General features: G+C 51.7%; 13 protein-coding genes. 1 reads left to right on the forward strand and 12 read right to left on the reverse strand.

Features of this window, described 5'->3' with window-relative positions:
* Nucleotides 1–31: 31 nt before the first annotated feature.
* The 12 genes from rsmB to BC351_RS25325 all read right to left on the reverse strand — a co-directional run bounded on the left by rsmB (nt 32) and on the right by BC351_RS25325 (nt 14,778).
* A complete protein-coding gene (gene rsmB / locus BC351_RS25270; protein WP_079416229.1) occupies nt 32–1,489 on the reverse strand; it encodes a 16S rRNA (cytosine(967)-C(5))-methyltransferase RsmB in 1,458 nt (485 codons plus the stop codon).
* Nucleotides 1,490–1,539: 50 nt separating this feature from the next.
* Entirely contained in the window at nt 1,540–2,517 is a 978-nt protein-coding gene (gene fmt / locus BC351_RS25275) for a methionyl-tRNA formyltransferase (protein ID WP_244209169.1), read from the reverse strand.
* Entirely contained in the window at nt 2,514–2,996 is a 483-nt protein-coding gene (gene def / locus BC351_RS25280) for a peptide deformylase (RefSeq protein WP_079416231.1), read from the reverse strand. The genes fmt and def overlap by 4 nt, the downstream gene beginning before the upstream one ends.
* 42 nt (nt 2,997–3,038) lie before the next feature.
* Nucleotides 3,039–5,552 (reverse strand): primosomal protein N', encoded by a 2,514-nt coding sequence (priA, locus tag BC351_RS25285; protein WP_079416233.1) that lies wholly within the window; start codon nt 5,550–5,552, stop codon nt 3,039–3,041.
* Nucleotides 5,542–6,771 (reverse strand): bifunctional phosphopantothenoylcysteine decarboxylase/phosphopantothenate--cysteine ligase CoaBC, encoded by a 1,230-nt coding sequence (gene coaBC / locus BC351_RS25290; RefSeq protein ID WP_079416235.1) that lies wholly within the window; start codon nt 6,769–6,771, stop codon nt 5,542–5,544. Before coaBC ends, priA begins: the two co-directional genes overlap by 11 nt.
* A 67-nt stretch (nt 6,772–6,838) precedes the next feature.
* Nucleotides 6,839–7,063 carry a DNA-directed RNA polymerase subunit omega gene (gene rpoZ, locus BC351_RS25295; protein WP_079416237.1) on the reverse strand — a complete coding sequence of 75 codons (225 nt, stop codon included), beginning with the start codon at nt 7,061–7,063 and terminating at the stop codon, nt 6,839–6,841.
* A complete protein-coding gene (gene gmk, locus BC351_RS25300) occupies nt 7,064–7,702 on the reverse strand; it encodes a guanylate kinase (RefSeq protein ID WP_079416239.1) in 639 nt (212 codons plus the stop codon).
* Complete coding sequence (gene remA / locus BC351_RS25305) at nt 7,692–7,952, reverse strand: extracellular matrix/biofilm regulator RemA (RefSeq protein ID WP_009672664.1); 261 nt, start codon at nt 7,950–7,952, stop codon at nt 7,692–7,694. Before remA ends, gmk begins: the two co-directional genes overlap by 11 nt.
* Nucleotides 7,953–7,985: 33 nt before the next feature.
* Complete coding sequence (locus tag BC351_RS25310) at nt 7,986–8,870, reverse strand: YicC/YloC family endoribonuclease (RefSeq protein WP_079416241.1); 885 nt, start codon at nt 8,868–8,870, stop codon at nt 7,986–7,988.
* A gap of 29 nt (nt 8,871–8,899) precedes the next feature.
* Nucleotides 8,900–10,774 carry a bifunctional homocysteine S-methyltransferase/methylenetetrahydrofolate reductase gene (locus BC351_RS25315; RefSeq protein ID WP_079416243.1) on the reverse strand — a complete coding sequence of 625 codons (1,875 nt, stop codon included), beginning with the start codon at nt 10,772–10,774 and terminating at the stop codon, nt 8,900–8,902.
* A gap of 118 nt (nt 10,775–10,892) precedes the next feature.
* Nucleotides 10,893–11,729, reverse strand: a complete 837-nt coding sequence (dapF, locus tag BC351_RS25320) for a diaminopimelate epimerase (protein WP_079416245.1) — start codon at nt 11,727–11,729, stop codon at nt 10,893–10,895.
* A gap of 262 nt (nt 11,730–11,991) precedes the next feature.
* A complete protein-coding gene (locus BC351_RS25325) occupies nt 11,992–14,778 on the reverse strand; it encodes a calcium-translocating P-type ATPase, SERCA-type (protein ID WP_079416247.1) in 2,787 nt (928 codons plus the stop codon).
* 231 nt (nt 14,779–15,009) lie between these two features.
* On the opposite strand from BC351_RS25325, the gene BC351_RS25330 reads away from it, so the two are divergent.
* Complete coding sequence (locus BC351_RS25330; protein WP_079416249.1) at nt 15,010–16,776, forward strand: Rqc2 family fibronectin-binding protein; 1,767 nt, start codon at nt 15,010–15,012, stop codon at nt 16,774–16,776.
* Nucleotides 16,777–17,038 lie beyond the last annotated feature (262 nt).

A 17,038-nucleotide genomic window follows, 5' to 3' on the forward strand; every position in this document is an offset into this window, starting at 1 on the left:
CGAGAGCAGCTTATGCGTTCATGTCCCCATGCTAAGCACGCTTGCGCAGCCGAGCGATAAAGAAGCCATCCGAGTGGAACTGCTGCGGAAGGATTTGCACCATCCCAGCTGCAGCCGCTGCTGGATCAATACTTGCAAAGCGATCCGCTGGCAGCGGATCGAGTTCGAATTCACTGTGGTCAGCGAGGAATCGCTCAACCATGCCGGCGTTCTCAGCGTGTTCAATCGTGCACGTGCTGTAGACCAGCACGCCGCCTGGCTTCAGCAGCCGATGCACGCGACTCAAGATACCGTACTGAAGCTCGCTGATTGCGTCGATTTCCGCTTCTTGCTTCGCCCACTTAAGATCCGGCTTGCGGCGAATGACCCCGAGGCCCGAGCAGGGCGCATCCAGCAGGATGCGGTCGAACGACTCCGCCGCAAAGTGCTCGTCCAGCTTCGCAGCATCCATCACCAGCGTCTGAATGGACGACAGTCCCAGACGCTCTGCTTGATCGGCGATCAGCTTCTGCTTGTGCTCATGCAGATCACAAGCCCAAATCTTGCCCGCATCGTCCATCTTCTCGGCGATGTGCGCGGTCTTGCCGCCAGGGGCGGCGCAGCAGTCCAGCACCGTCATCCCTGGACGCGGATCCAGAGCTTCAGCGACGAGCATCGAGCTCTCGTCTTGAATCGAGTAGTCCCCATGCTGGAAGCCGGGGGTCAAAGCCATGTTCCCGGCCCCCTGCACAAGGATGCCGGCCGGGGCCAGCTCTGACGCTTCCGCGCTGAGACCGCTGCCCTGGAGCTGCTCCAGCAGCTCGGGGCGGCTGCGCCGTCTCGCGTTCGCGCGAATGCTCACGTGCGGCGGCTCGTTGTTCGCCGCACAGATCTGTTCCGTCAGCTCGGCGCCCAGCTGACGGATCCATCGGCGCACGAGCCACTCCGGGTGGGAGTGGCCCAGCGCAATGCGCTTCACATCGCCGAGCGCAGCCGGCAATGTAAGCTCGGCTTTGCTGCGAATGATCGCGCGCAGCACGCCGTTGACCATGCCCGAGATGCCTTGATGGCCTCGGCGCTTCGCGATATTGACCGCTTCGCTCACGACCGCATGGTCGGGGATGCGGTCCAAATAATGCAGCTGATAGAAACTCAGCCGCAGCAAGCAGCGAACCCAGGGCTCCAGCTTGGCAAGCCCCTTGCTCACAAACCGTTCCAAGAAGAAATCAATCGTATTTCTCCGTCCAATGGTACCGTACACAAGCTCTGTCGCCAGTCCCGCATCCGATCGTTCCAATGCATGCTTTTGCAGGATCTGGTTCAGCAGCAAATTGCTGTACGCTTGATTCTCTTCCACCCGAATCAAGACATCCAGCGCCGCATCTCGGGCAGAATGCTTAACAGCGCTGCTCTTCGCAGCGCCTGAGGAAGATTTTGGCGCCGAGGGCTTGCCAGCTCTGGGCGATTTCTGAAGTCCATGTTGCGGACGAGTTGGTTTTTCCGTTGACAAATCAACTACCTCATTTTTTGTTAAGTAATAATGAATTTAAGTCTAAGCCGCTATTCGTTCCCGCCGCCCAATACCGTTCCCGCTGCGATTTGCACGCCTCGAATAAATTCAGCAACAGGCATCGCCTTTTTGCCGGAAGGTTGAATGTGCGTCAGCCATAGTGTGCCTTCGCCAGTCATGACTTCAATGCCTAGCTCACTGCTGCCAAGGACAGTCCCCGGGGCAGGGGCGTCGGCACCTAGCGCCAAACTTCTGCTTCTAGGCTCCGAAGCACTCTTCGGATTCGCGCTAGCCCATACCTTCATGACCTCGCCATTCCATAACGTATAAGCGCCTGGGAAAGGATTTAAGCCACGCACTTGATTCCACAGCTCCACAGCAGAACGCGACCAGTCGATCAGCTCGTCCTCTCTGCGAATATTCGGCGAATAAACGGCATCAGCCTCATTTTGCACAACAGCCTGAATACGGCCAGCCAGTAAATCCGGCAATGTGCGCTTCAAGAGATCAGCCCCGGCAAGGCTTAGCTTCTCGAACAAAGAGCCCGTCGTATCCGTATCTTCAATCGGAAGCTCCACTTTGGATATCATATCGCCGGTATCCAGACCAACAGCCATATACATAATCGTAACGCCAGTCACCGCTTCACCCTGCATCACGGCATGATGAATCGGCGCTCCGCCACGATATTTGGGCAGCAGCGACGCATGAATATTAATGCAGCCGTATTGCGGCAAATCCAGCACCGCTTTGGGCAAAATTTGCCCATACGCAGCAGTTACAATTAAATCTGGCTTTAATTGACGCAAGACCTCAACAGAATCCGCTTCACGCAGCTTCACCGGCTGAAGCACAGGAATGCCATGCTTCTCCGCTTCCACCTTCACCGGCGTCGGCGTCAGGACGCGTTTGCGTCCCTTCGGCCGATCCGGTTGCGTAACAACCGTTGTGACGTTGTAGCCTTGCTCCAGCAGCGCTTGCAGGGATGGGACGGCAAAGTCCGGAGTGCCCATGAAAATAATATTCACTCGGCATCTTCCTCTTCATCGCTCGTATATGTTTTTGTTGCCAGATCGGTGAACAGAATACCATTCAGATGGTCGATTTCGTGGAAAATACAACGAGCCAGCAATTCTGTCCCCGTTACTTCAATCGGATTTCCGTTGCGATCTTGACCTTTCGCGGTCACATTCAACGGCCGAGTTACATCCCCGCGCAGACCAGGAATACTCAAGCAGCCTTCTGCCCCAATTTGTTCACCGTCGGAAGTGACCACTTCTGGATTGACCATTTCAATCAGTCCACCGTGCTCTTCGCCGCAATCCATCACGATGACACGTTTGAGAATACCGATTTGGGGAGCGGCAAGACCTACACCCTCTGCCTCATACATCGTATCAGCCATGTCGTTAAGCAACTTGTGCAGATTGGAGTTAAATTTGGTTACTGTGATCGCTTTTTCACGCAGCACAGGATCTGGATCTTTGACAATAATGCGAATAGCCATAATGTGCACCTACCTTTGAAAGTCTTCTCTATTTGGGGTTCCTTACATCAAATATTGCGGGTCAACATCCACGCTAATCTGCAGTTTCTCCTTCGCCGAGCGCTCCTCAAACCACGCTACGGTGCGGCCTACAATGTCTGCAGCCTGATCTTCCCCTCGATATTTTACCACGCATTGGAACCGATATCTATCTTTGATTCGGGAAATAGGCGATGCAACAGGCCCTAACACATCCATATGAAAGGAGGAATCCATTGATACCACATTCGCAAATAGATCCATCTGCTTGGTTGAATACTCCAAAGCAATCTCTTTCAGCCGCGTTACGAAAGCTTCCGCAGACCGCACCAAGAGGGGAACGGACTCATGCGAAAAGGTGACCAAAATCAGCCGCTGATACGGTGGATACCCTAAATTCGCCCTGATATCCAGCTCATGATTGGCAAAAGCAATATAATCATGCTGACTGGCATATTGCACGCTGTAATGCTCAGGGGTGTAGGTCTGGACGAATACTTCGCCCTGCTTTTCATGACGGCCTGCTCGTCCTGCCACCTGTGTCAACAGCTGAAAAGTGCGCTCTGCTGACCGAAAGTCGGGGATATTCAGCACGGTATCTGCCGCAATAACACCCACTAAGGTCACATCTGGGAAATCCAGCCCTTTGGCCACCATCTGTGTGCCTAAGAGGACATCGGCCTGCTTCTCCCGAAACATGGTCAGCCACTTTTCATGCGACCCTTTCTCCGTCGTCGTATCGACGTCCATCCGGATGACGCGAATGCCAGGGAAAATTTTACTGAGTTCCTCTTCCACACGCTGCGTTCCCGTCCCAAAATGACGAATATGCTCGGACTGGCAGCTCGGGCACTGCGTCACTTCACGTTCCGCGTAGCCGCAGTAGTGACAGCGCAGCATCCGCGAGCTTTGATGATACGTCAGCGAAATGTCGCAATGCGGACATGTGGACACGAAGCCGCATGTGCGGCACATCACGAATGTCGCATAGCCGCGTCGATTCAAGAGCAAAACAATCTGTTCCTTCTTTTGTAACCGATCTTCGATCGCTTTATACAAGGACCTGCTGAACATGGAGCGATTGCCGTTCTTGAGCTCCTCGCGCATATCGACAATAGCGACCGGCGGCATCGGCCTGCTGGCCACGCGTTCGCGCATCGTGAGCAGCCGGAATGGAGGCTTTTCTCGATCCCGGCGGCGCCTTGTCAGCTCGATGCTTTCCAGCGAAGGTGTCGCTGAACCGAGTACCACCACCGCGTTCTGCTGCTTCGCCCTTTGCACCGCAACATCCCGGGTATGGTATTTAGGGCTTTCCTCCTGCTTATAGGAAGACTCGTGTTCTTCATCAATAATAATAAGTCCAATTTGGGTAAAAGGAGCAAATATCGCGGAACGAGCGCCGATCACAACTTTCACTTGCTTCCGCGTTATTTTGCGCCATTCATCATAACGTTCGCCATTTGACAGACGACTGTGCAGGACAGCGACCAGATCGCCGAATCGTCCTTTAAAACGCTCTACCATTTGTGGTGTCAACGAAATTTCCGGAACAAGCACAATCGCTTCTTTGCCCATATCCAGACATTGCTGAATCGATTGCAGATAGACCTCGGTTTTACCGCTTCCCGTAACCCCGTGCAGCAGGAACACTTCATTCCTCTGATCCGCTACGGCATCGCGGATTTCCGTGAAGACACCAGTCTGCTCTTCTGTTAACGGAAGCGGCTTGGTCCGAGCAAAAGCACGACCCGCATAAGGGTCGCGCATCACCTCGACTTCGCGCAGCTCGATCCAGCCGCGATCCGCCAAGCTTTTGACCGTACTCGCCCCGACCTCAATCGTTTCCATCAAGGCGGTCAGCCGAATCGCATGCGGATGCTCCATCAGATAGCGCAGCACATCCTTTTGCTTGTTCGCTCTGGCAGGAAGCTCGAGCAGAGCCTCCTCCAAGCCCAATCCGCCGGCCGGAGGAAACACCGTCAGCGCCTTCTTCGTGTTCATGCGGTCTTTGACCTTCTGTTCCTCCGTAAGGATGCCGGTGCTGAGCAATTGTTTGATTAAGGCGCCTTCACTCGCGAAACGCTCCATCAAGGCGTCCATCGAAACCGATCCTTTGGACTTGACAAAGCGAACAATTTCTTGGAGATCTGACATCTCCAGCAGCGCTTGCTCACCAGACTCCTCGCCAACCCCAATCATGCGCTCATATTTCGCTTTGAGCGCAGCAGGCAGCATCGCTTGCAGCGCCGTAACTTCATGACACAAGTACATGCGGCTGACCCATCTGCCAAGCATGACGAGTTCTTCTGTGAGCGGAGGCACCAAATCCAGGACGTTCATAATTGGTTTAATCCGCTTGACATCCACCTGCGTGTCCGCATGCAGCTCAACGACGAAGCCCTGCAGCACCCTCGGGCCAAAAGGCACGCCTACCCGACTGCCAACTTCCACCCATTTGGTTAACGAGGCCGGAACTTCATAGTCGAAGGCACGGTTCGTTTGCTTCGCAGGGACATCGACAATCACTTTAGCGTACATCTGCGTTCCTCGCTGCGGTCGGCATACGATCGGCTGCCAGCTCAAGCAGTCTGCGTGCCACATCTTTTTTGCTTTGAATAGGCAGAGCTTCTACAAGCCCATTACGATCATAAATACGCACCACATTCGTATCTCCGCTAAAGCCCGCACCTTCTTGAGAGACATCGTTGCCGACGATGAGATCACAATTTTTACGGCTCAGCTTGTCCATGGCATGCTCATCCAACGCTTCTGTTTCCGCCGCAAAACCGACGACAAACTGATGCTTTTTCAACGTGCCGATTTCCTGGAGAATATCGGGATTTTTAATCAGATCGAGCGTGAGCGAGTCCGATTTCTTTTTTATTTTTTGTTCGGCAACGACCGCAGGACGATAATCCGCTACGGCAGCCGCCTTAACGATAAGATGACTGGCCTCCAAACGGGACAAAACGGCTTCCCGCATGTCCAGTGCGGATTGAATGCGCACAATCTCCACGCCGCAAGGCACAGGCAGAGCCGAAGGCCCGGAAACCAACGTCACCTTAGCCCCCATGCGTACCGCTTCTTCTGCGATGGCGTAGCCCATTTTGCCTGAAGAATCATTCGTAATGTAACGAACCGGATCAATGCGTTCCACAGTGCCTCCGGCGGTCACAAGGACACGCTGGCCCTCTAAGCGCCCAGGCTCACCCTGAAAATGGCGCTCTACCGCAGCAAATATTTCCTCTGGCTCTGCGAGCCGTCCTTTGCCGACATAACCGCAAGCAAGCTGCCCTTCTCCCGGTTCAATAAAACGCACACCGCGACTTAACAGCGTCTGCATATTCGTCTGTACAGCCGGATTCGCATACATATGCACGTTCATGGCAGGTGCGATCCATATCGGAGCCATCGTTGCAAGCAGCGTGGTGCTCAGCATATCGTCGCCAAGACCAAGTGCGAGCTTGCCGATTGTGTTCGCTGTTGCGGGAGCTATGAGCACCAGATCTGCACTGTCCGCCAAGTTGATATGTGAAACTACGGAAGGGTCCTTCTCATCAAAGGTATCCACGAAAACATGATGACGGGACAGCGTTTGAAACGTTAACGGCGCCACGAATTGAACAGCAGATTTGGTCATAATGACACGAACCGTCGCGCCTGCTTGCGTCAACTTGCTTGTCAGCGCAGCGGCTTTATAAGCGGCGATGCCTCCGCATACGCCAAGTACAATCGTTTTACCCTGCAATACACTCATCGAATTCCCCTTTCTTAGCACCATTTGAGAAAAAAATAACAACCACTAGGGTTGTTGGGTAAAGCAATTATTTCTGATATTTCTCTGTTTCTGTCGTCTCGATTTTCTCGTAGCCGATGTAATGTCCGTAAAGTTCTTCTAACGCAACACCCACGTGCTTGTGAGCCTTTTGGTTTTTCAAATCTGATTTCGCGCCGTCGCGTAGGGATCTTGCTCTCTTGGAAGCCGCAACCACTAACGAATACTTGCTGTCCACGATATCAAGCAGTTTATCAATTGAAGGATATAACATTCAATTCACCTCATCCATCCATTGTACGATTTTTGGATACATTCGCTCTTTTTTGCAATGCTCAGCTGCCAGAATCGCCTGTATTTTGGCGCATGCCGTTTCTACATGATCATTCACAATCGCATAATCATAGTGTTCCATTAAACGGATCTCGTCAATCGCGACCGACATGCGGCTGCGAATCACTTCGTCCGTTTCTGTCCCACGGGTAACAATGCGGTTCTCAAGCTCATCTAGGGAAGGCGGCAATAAGAAGATGAAAACACCTTCGGAGAACTTTTGTTTGACTTGCAAAGCACCCTGGACTTCAATCTCCAAGATCACATCTTTGCCGGAGCGCAGCGTTTCTTCTACAAAACGTCTCGGAGTACCGTAGAAATTATCTACGTATTCCGCCCATTCGAGCACTTCATCCGTGTCGATCAACTGCTGGAATTGTTCCCGCGTTTTGAAGAAATAGTTGACGCCATCCACTTCACCCTGTCTAGGGGATCGGGTTGTTGCTGATACCGAATAAACAATATCCGGAGAAATCTTACGCAGTGCCGCGCAAACTGTGCCTTTGCCGACACCGGAAGGACCGGAAAGTACAATCAGAATACCTCTCTCACGCTCAAGAGTGTTCGTATTACTCGTCATGATCATCGTCCTTGTTGGAAAGTCTATGTGCTACCGTCTCTGGTTGTACTGCCGACAAAATTACATGATCGCTGTCCGTAATAATGACGGCACGGGTTCTTCTACCATACGTAGCGTCAATCAGCATGTGACGATCACGTGCTTCTTGAATGATCCTCTTAATCGGAGCCGATTCCGGACTCACGATTGAGATAATGCGGTTCGCTGATACGATGTTGCCGAACCCGATGTTAATTAATTTGATAGCCATTAGGGCTTCCTCCTCGCGAAGCTCCATGCCGCTTCACTCGATATTCTGTATTTGTTCCCGCATTTTCTCAAGCTCTGCTTTCATCGTAATGACCCTAGCCGTAGGCTCCGAGTGATTCGACTTAGACCCAATTGTATTCACTTCCCGATTCATTTCTTGAATCAAGAAGTCCAATTTGCGTCCAACAGGCTCCTGGTCTGTGAGCAATTGATCACATTGCCCAAAATGACTTTTCAATCGAGTCAATTCCTCATCTACATTCGAACGATCTGCGAATATCGCAATTTCTGTCGCTAGACGCTGCTCATCCACAGGCGTCTGATCCTGCAGCAGAGACTGAATTCTACTCGTCATCTTAGCCGCGTATTCTTGAACCACCTGCGGTGCCAAAGCTTCCAACTCCACATGAATCCGCTTCAGTTCCACTAGGCGTTCACGAATATCTTGCTCCAGAAACGCGCCTTCGCGAAGCCGCATGTCAGATAACCTAGAAACGGCTTCCTGCAAGCAGGCGCACAATTCCTCTTCAATCTCTTTGTCAGGTTCCTTACGCGACTCTTTCATTTGAACGAGATCAGGAAGTCTTAATAATTCTTTGAGCCCGACCTGCTCGGCATATCCATAGCGCTCCTTCAACTGCTCAGCAGCCTGCAAATAGGCATCTGCCAGCGCAAAGTCAACCGTCACGCTCTTCATGGAAGCCGCCTCACGTTCCGCCGTGATGAAGACGTCTACACGTCCTCGCTTTACGGCTTGCAGCACCGTTTTCTTCAAAGCGTCTTCAAAGACCGCCCATTCCTTAGGCAAGCGAATCGACACTTCACTATACCTATGATTGACCGATTTCACATCGATAAACACATTGTATCCGGCAAAAGAACGATTCGCTTGTCCGAATCCGGTCATACTGCAAATCATCCTAATCACATCCATTACCCTATTTTAATTCATTTTGAAAGTGGGTACAAGTGGAAATCATGACGATTCGACTTTTCCCATACGTATTTCGTCAAATCTACGCACATCTCATAGGCCAGAAACGGGGTCATCAGATAGATGCCGTTAAAGTATGGCATGGCTGCATCGAGCAGCTCTTTGGCAATCTCCACACCCATTGCGCGCCCTTCAGGACCCTTGAGTCCATCCATGCGTGCCCTGACTTCATCGGATAACCGAATACCCGGAACCTCGTTATGCAAATACTCCGCGTTCCCTCCGCTCGCAAGCGGGGCAATCCCGATGAAAACCGGAATATCCAAATGTTTGGTCGCTTCATAAATCTGCTCAATCAGCTTCGCATCATAAACCGGCTGCGTCATAATGTAATCGGCGCCTGCCTCGATTTTGCGTTCCAAGCGCTGAACCGCTTTATCCAAATGTTTCACATTCGGATTAAAGGCAGCACCAACAACGAAGTTGGCCTTCTGCTTCAAGGGCTTGCCGGAGAAGGCAATGCCTTCGTTCAGCTGTTTAATCATCCGAATAATCTCGAATGAGGTCAGATCGTACACCGAGCTGGACCCGGGGAGATCGCCGAATTTGGCGGGATCGCCGGTCACGGCCAGCACGTGGTCAATACCCAGCGCGTGAAGACCCATCAGATGGGACTGTGTCCCAATCATGTTGCGGTCGCGGCACGCGATGTGAATCAGCGGACGCGCACCCAGTTTATCCTGCACGAGGTAGCCGAGGGCCAGGTTGCTCATGCGCGTCACCGCCAGGGAATTGTCGGCCATCGTGATGGCGTCGACATGGGCATCCTGCAGGGCTTTCGAGCCCTGCATAAATTTCTCGATGTCGAGATCCCGCGGGGGATCCAGCTCGACGATGACGGTTTTGCGCTGCTTGACGATTTCCAGCAGCGAGGGTTTGCTGGCCGGCGGCGCGGGCTTCGCCGGCGCAGGCTCGATCACGCGCACGCCCCGCGCGGGGACGGCCGTGCCGGGCGCTGCCGGCACATAGCCCTGCAGCGCCTTGGCAACGGCGGCGATGTGCTCCGGCGTGGTGCCGCAGCAGCCGCCGATGATGCGCGCGCCAAGGTCGGCGAAGCGCAGTGCGCTTTCGGCGAAGTACTGCGGCGTCGCCGCATACGTGTACTGCCCGTCGACATAGTCGGGCAGCCCCGCGTTCGGGAACGCGGAGAACGGCACGCCCGCGAGCGGAGCCAGCTTCTCGAGTGAGCGGAGAATCCCGTTAGGGCCGACACGGCAGTTAAAGCCGATGACGTCTGCCCCTTCGTCGCGCAGCCGCAGGAAAGCTTCCTGCAGCGGCACGCCGTCCTGCGTGCTTCCTGTGCCTTCATTCGCAAACTGACAAATAACAGGCAAACTGCTCATGCTCCGAATGATCCGCAGCGCGAGTTGCAGCTCCTCCAGATCATAGAACGTTTCCAGCAAGAGTCCATCCACAGGCGAGTCCAGAAGAACACCAATCTGCTCGCGCAGTGAATCCTCAACATCAGCGGTACGAACATTCTTACGTTTGCCTGCGCGAATGGAACCAATCGCCCCTACGACATAAGCATCGTCACCGACAGCTTTCCTAGCAAGCTCAACCCCAGCACGGTTGATGGCTTCTACATCGCCTTCAAGTCCATATTTCGATAATTTCTCGCGGTTCGCCGAGAAGGTATTCGTTTCAATAAGACGAGCACCTGCCTCGAAATAGCGGCGGTGCACGTCAGCAACCGTTTCCGGTCTGAGCAAATTCAATTCTTCATACGAAATGCCCACTGGAAATCCCATCTGATATAAATAAGTCCCCATTGCGCCGTCACCGGTTATAATTTCCTGCTGCAGCGCCGTGCGAAGATCCAATTTCATGATAAACTCCCCATTTACTAAAAAATGTAGTTATACTGTATCATAAAATAAGGGAGATATTAAGGAAAACGTTTATCAATAATTTTGATACATAAGAGCCCTTAGGATACTCGCCCGCTTATTTCACAATCGTTCCCGTATATACTTCTTCAGCCGGTCCTGTCATATAGACGTGATTATCCGCTTCATTCCATTCAATAAACAAGTCCCCGCCCTTCAAAGAAACGGTTGCTTCACGGTCTGTCAAGCCATTCAACACAGAAGAAACAAGCGTTGCGCAAGCCCCTGTTCCACAAGCAAGCGTCGGACCCGCTCCTCTTTCCCAAACACGCATATCCGTATAGCTGCGATTTCTTACCGTAACAAATTCGACATTCATTTTGCGCGGGAACATCGGATGCACTTCAAGCTTCGGCCCCCATGCCGCGAGGTCAAAATTCACCGCATCGTCGACATAGATGACACAGTGCGGATTGCCCATCGAAACGGCCGTAAAATGAAACTCTCTGCCGTCTACTTCAATCGGATGATGAATCACTTGGTCTTCATCTACCGTAGTCGGAACCTGGAGACCGTTCAGAATAGGCTGACCCATATCCACGCGAACCGTTGACACCTTGCCATCCTTCAAGTTGAGCTGCACCTTTTGCACACCGGCACCCAGCGTTTCAACCGTAATTTCTGTTTTATCAATCAACCCATGGTCAAAGACATATTTGGACACACATCGGATCGCGTTGCCGCATTGCTCGGCTTCAGAACCGTCAGAGTTAATAATTCGCATTTTGAAATCGGCATTCTCCGAAGGGAGTATATAAACTAAGCCGTCGGCGCCAATACCGAAGAAACGATTGCAGTGTCGAATAGCCAGCTGATCAACATCTGCCGGTAATTCTTGTTCGCCCGCTATAACGATAAAATCGTTGCCTAGACCATGCAATTTTGAGAAATTCATTGTTTTCAGCACTCCAAGCATGTGTTTTAGCCATTATCATAGCGTAAAAACGCGCAAATGCATAGCCCTTCCCCCTGTATTCGGCGATTATCTCCTCTTCTCGCGATCACATGAGCCAGAGGGATAGTGCCCATAGCCGGCACATCATCCAGCCTTAAGCCACCTTTCCCACGCCCCCTGTCAGCCTATTTTCCAATGCTTGTCTGATCCAAATGCCGTACGCAAAAAAGCCGCCATAGGCAGCTTTTCCGCATTTCGCTGTTTATCTAAAACTAGGCTTGGATGATTTATACCCTGTAGAGCGCGAGCTTTTGCTGCGCTTAGGTGATAAGACACTGCCCAGACCCATCAAGAATGTAGGGATGCCGGCGGCGATAAGCACCAGAATCCAATCCTTCCAGCCAAGCGGTACCGTTTTGAAAATCGGTTGCAGCGCTTCTACGTACATGACAGCAAGCATCAGAACAAGTGAAGATAACACCGCAAAAACCAAATACCGATTTTGCAGCGGATTGCGATGAAAAATCGAGCGAGAACTGCGGCAGTCGAACACATGGATAAGCTGCGCCATAACGAGCGTGGCAAAAGCAACGCTTTGCGCCTTCAACAACGTTTCCGCATCTGTCGGATTGACTCGCAGGACGAGCCAGAAAGCCCCTAATGTACAGACACCGATGAGAAGGCCCCTAGAAATAATTTTCCATCCCAAGCGTCTTGCGAAAATATTTTCCTTCGCGGAACGCGGTTTATGCTGCATCAAATCTTTCTCCGCCTGATCCACGCCAAGCGCCATGGCCGGAAGGCCGTCGGTTACCAGATTCACCCACAAAATTTGAATAGGCACAAGCGGCAGCGGCAGTCCCGCCATCATGGCGATAAACATCGTCATAATTTCTCCAACATTGGAAGCCAGCAGGTAACGAATGAATTTGCGGATATTTTCATAAATGCCTCGTCCCTCTTCAATCGCTGCCACGATGGTGGAGAAATTGTCATCGCTAAGAATAAGCGAGGATGCTTCCTTGGATACATCTGTTCCCGTGATCCCCATCGCGATGCCGATATCTGCTGCTTTAATCGCCGGCGCATCGTTCACGCCATCCCCTGTCATGGCGACGACATGTCCATTGCGCTGCAAAGCTTTGACGATCCGCAGCTTATGTTCCGGAGAAACCCTTGCGTAAACGTACGTATCGTTGACTTTGGCATCAAGCTCATCGTCCGACAGCTGCGCGATCTGCTGCCCGCTCATGCTGACCCCATTGGCCGGGATCATGCCCAGCTGTTTGGCAATCGCCTCTGCGGTTGTTTGATGGTCGCCTGTGATCATCACCGTCTTGATGCCTGCCTTGCGGCATTTGGAAATGGCATCACGCACTTCTTTGCGCGGAGGATCAATCATGCCCGTCAGTCCGACAAAAATCAAACTATGTTCTACATCCTCATGATCTTCATAGCGGTCGCTGCTCTTAATCTCCTTGTAAGCAATCCCCAGCACCCGCAGGGCTGATTTGGCCATCCCTTCATTGGCAGCAATGACCTTCTGCTTGAGCGTCGGGGTGAAAGGAATCACCTTGCCCTCCCACAGAATGTAACTGCAATGCTGGAGCAGAACATCAGGCGCTCCTTTGGTGCAAGCCATGCGGCCATTCTCCGAGCTTACGAGAACAGACATGCGTTTGCGGTCCGAGTCGAAAGGAAATTCGGCAATCCGCTTGTAGGTCTCGCTGAGCGACTGCTGGGTAATGCCGCTTTTGGCACTGAGGACGACCAAAGCCCCTTCGGTCGGGTCCCCTTTGATACCCCAAACAGAAACCGCATTGTCCTCCTTGCCTTTCTTCCGTTTGGACTCCTGCTTCTCTTCATAAAGGGTCGCATTATTACAAAGCACGGACACCTGCAGCAATTTGTTCAGGGACACGTGTTTAGCGACGTCCGCATTTTGACCGCCTAATTGAATGCTCCCAACCGGCGTATAGCCGTCTCCAGTTACTTCCATTACATCGCCGCCTACCCATAGGTGGGTAACGGTCATTTTGTTCTGCGTCAGCGTGCCTGTCTTATCGGAGCATATAACCGACGCACATCCCAGCGTCTCCACGGAAGGCAGCTTTCTGACAATCGCTTTGCGCTTGATCATCCGCTGTACGCCAAGTGCGAGCGCTATCGTTACAATCGCCGGAAGTCCTTCCGGAATCGCCGCAACCGCTAAGCTGACTCCTGCCAAGAACATCGCATAAGGCGGTTGTCCATGCATAATACCTGCTACGACAACTAATATCGTTAAAGCGATCGCGACAATAATTAAAATTTTGCCAAGCTGTTCCAGTCGGTGCTGCAGCGGCGTTTCCATCGACTCTGTATTCTGGATCAAATCGGCGATTTTCCCCATCTCCGTGTTCATCCCGATGCGGACAACAACCGCTTTGGCCGTTCCACGCGAAACCATAGTGCCCATGAAGCCCAAGTTTCGCTGATCTCCCAGCGGAACCTCGTCAAGAGGAATGGCCGAAGTTACTTTACCGACAGCAACCGATTCCCCTGTAAGCGCCGACTCTTCAATATAGACGCCATTCGTCTCCAAGAAGCGTACATCTGCCGGAACACGGTCACCGCTTTCCAGTAGAATGATGTCTCCGGGAACCAAATCACGAGCGGGTATTTGATGAACTGCCCCTTCCCTCCACACATTGGCATTCGGGGCTGACAGTTCTTTGAGTGCACGCAAGGAGCGTTCCGCACGAAATTCTTGGGTAAAACCTAATACGGCATTCATCACAATAATGACAACAATCGTAATCGCATCCAAATATTCGCCTAACAAACCTGAAATCAGGGTCGCCCCCAATAGGACCAGCACCATGAAATCTTTAAATTGATTTAAAAGCAGCGTAATCGGAGACACACGATGCCCTTCTGACAGCTCATTACGACCTATCTCCGCCTGCCGCTTCCAAGCTTCTTCCCAGGGTAATCCTTGCTGCGCATTCACCTGCTGCGACTGCAGGACTTCCTCCGACGTCAACTGGTACCACTTATTCTGACTCATCCGCCCTTCTCCCTCCCACTTCCCACTTGTTCAAACCAATCACTCATACGTAAATGTATTCAGACAAGCCGGAAAATATCCCTGAAATCATCTTTCCCAGTGGCGGGCACTTAAGTTTTTGTGTAAAGTATGGCATCATAGAGGTTGGCACAAGTTTTTAACCACGAAGCTAATGGGGATGTCATCGTATATCGCCGCCATTAGCTCCCCTAGAATGGAGTTGTAAGTAACATGGCTTTAGACGGACTAGTCCTTCATGCAATCGTTCACGAACTGCAGACGTGCGTAGGAGGCCGCATTAATAAAATTCATCAGCCCAGCGAAAATGACATCATCATGCACATTCGAGCACAAGGGCAGAACCTGAAGCTGCTGCTTTCCGCCAATCCCACCTATCCACGGGTTCAGCTTACCGAACAATCACAGCTTAACCCCATGGATGCTCCCATGTTCTGCATGCTGCTGCGCAAGCACTGTGAGAACGGCGTTATTGAAGCTGTGGAACAAATCGGCATGGAGCGGGTTATCCGCATGCAAATACGTCATCGTGATGAATTAGGCGATATGAGCCTCAAACATATCCTTGTGGAAATTATGGGACGGCACAGCAATATGATTCTGCTGGACCCAGCGACCGAAACGATTCTGGACGGCATTCATCATGTCACGCCAGCCATCAGCTCCTATCGCGTTGTCATGCCCGGAAGCAAATATGTCACACCGCCCGCGCAAGATAAGCAAAACCCGCTCGAGACGGACAGCTCCGCTTTCCATCGCACCATGGAGCCGGAGGCCGCCGAGGATTCACAAGAGGAGCCTGAAAAGCCTGAGCACCGGCTGGTTGCCGCCTTCAGTGGATTAAGTCCATTGATTGCCAAAGAGATCGTCTTCCGCAGCAAACAAGCCGGGAACCACACGGAACAGGGGGAAACCGCCTCGTTGTGGAAAGCTTTCGATGGCATTATGACGGCTGTGCGCGAACACCGGTATGAGCCTGTCATCACCGAGCAAGAAGGCACAGGCAAATTGTTTTTTGCCGTGACGCCTTTGACTCATATTGCCGGAGTCTCAACACCGTACCCAACACCAAGCGTCTGTTTGGAGCATTTTTATGGGGATAAAGCGGAGAGAGATACCGTCAAACAACGGGTCGCAGATTTGCTGCGTTTTTTAAATAATGAATCCAATAAGAATGTGAAAAAACTGGAAAAATTACAGGAAACCGTAGATGATTCCAAGGATGCCGACAAATACCGAATTCTCGGCGAGTTGTTGACTGCCTCCCTCCATCTGATCAAAAAAGGAGATAAAGAGGTAGAAACCGTTAACTATTACGATGAGAACCAGGCTATGATCACAATCGCGCTTGATCCGCTCCTCCAGCCATCTGAAAATGCGCAGCGCTATTTTAAAAAGTATACCAAAATGAAAAATAGTACAGCGGTCGTCGAAGAGCAAATCGAACAAACGCATCAAGAAATTACTTATTTAGGCTCCCTGCTCCAGCAGCTGAGTGTAGCTTCGCTAAGCGATATTGAAGAAATTCGCGACGAGCTCATGGAGCAAGGCTACATCCGGGATCGCAACAAAAAGCAGCGCAAAAAGAAGAAAAAAGACAAGCCTGCGCTGGCTAGCTATCTGTCTAGTGAGGGTATTCCGATATATGTAGGGAAAAATAATACGCAAAACGAATACTTAACGAATCGGCTTGCCTCGTCGATGGATACCTGGCTGCATACCAAGGATATTCCCGGCTCTCACGTTGTCATTAGGGGCGGCAGCTTCTCCGAAGCCACTCTAACCGAAGCAGCGCAATTAGCCGCTTACTTCAGTCAAGCCAAGCATTCCAGCCAGGTCCCTGTGGATTATACGGCCATCAAGCATGTCCACAAACCAAATGGCTCCAAACCTGGCTTCGTCATTTATGTCAATCAAAAAACAATGTACGTTACCCCAGACGAAAATAAGATCAAGCAGATGAAGGTAACAATCAAATAACGAGGGCAAAGGGGCTTGTTTGAAAGCCCTGTTAGTCTGTGACAACGTAATTGGTCATGGATGAGGATTATCATTCGCTGACTCAGAGAACCTGCCAAAGTGCAGGTTTTTTTCTATGAAGTCGTATAATCAGGCTCAGCGGCTAGACTTCCAAAAAGGCAGGCTCGGCGGCTAGAAAGCTACAACTTGCTCCGAGACGGTCGAAATGGCAGGCTCAGCTAGGGAAACAGCATTTTCTCAGCAAAAGCACGCTGAGACTTCC

This window comes from Paenibacillus ferrarius (assembly GCF_002027705.1).
In the GTDB taxonomy this organism is placed as follows: domain Bacteria; phylum Bacillota; class Bacilli; order Paenibacillales; family NBRC-103111; genus Paenibacillus_E; species Paenibacillus_E ferrarius.

Coding starts and splice junctions, on each gene's coding strand:
- def (WP_079416231.1), bottom strand. CDS start 2,996: ATGGCTATTCGCATTATTGTCAAAGATCCAGATCCTGTGCTGCGTGAA.
- priA (WP_079416233.1), bottom strand. CDS start 5,552: ATGTACGCTAAAGTGATTGTCGATGTCCCTGCGAAGCAAACGAACCGT.
- coaBC (WP_079416235.1), bottom strand. CDS start 6,771: ATGAGTGTATTGCAGGGTAAAACGATTGTACTTGGCGTATGCGGAGGC.
- rpoZ (WP_079416237.1), bottom strand. CDS start 7,063: ATGTTATATCCTTCAATTGATAAACTGCTTGATATCGTGGACAGCAAG.
- gmk (WP_079416239.1), bottom strand. CDS start 7,702: ATGACGAGTAATACGAACACTCTTGAGCGTGAGAGAGGTATTCTGATT.
- remA (WP_009672664.1), bottom strand. CDS start 7,952: ATGGCTATCAAATTAATTAACATCGGGTTCGGCAACATCGTATCAGCG.
- BC351_RS25310 (WP_079416241.1), bottom strand. CDS start 8,870: ATGATTTGCAGTATGACCGGATTCGGACAAGCGAATCGTTCTTTTGCC.
- BC351_RS25315 (WP_079416243.1), bottom strand. CDS start 10,774: ATGAAATTGGATCTTCGCACGGCGCTGCAGCAGGAAATTATAACCGGT.
- dapF (WP_079416245.1), bottom strand. CDS start 11,729: ATGAATTTCTCAAAATTGCATGGTCTAGGCAACGATTTTATCGTTATA.
- BC351_RS25325 (WP_079416247.1), bottom strand. CDS start 14,778: ATGAGTCAGAATAAGTGGTACCAGTTGACGTCGGAGGAAGTCCTGCAG.
- BC351_RS25330 (WP_079416249.1), top strand. CDS start 15,010: ATGGCTTTAGACGGACTAGTCCTTCATGCAATCGTTCACGAACTGCAG.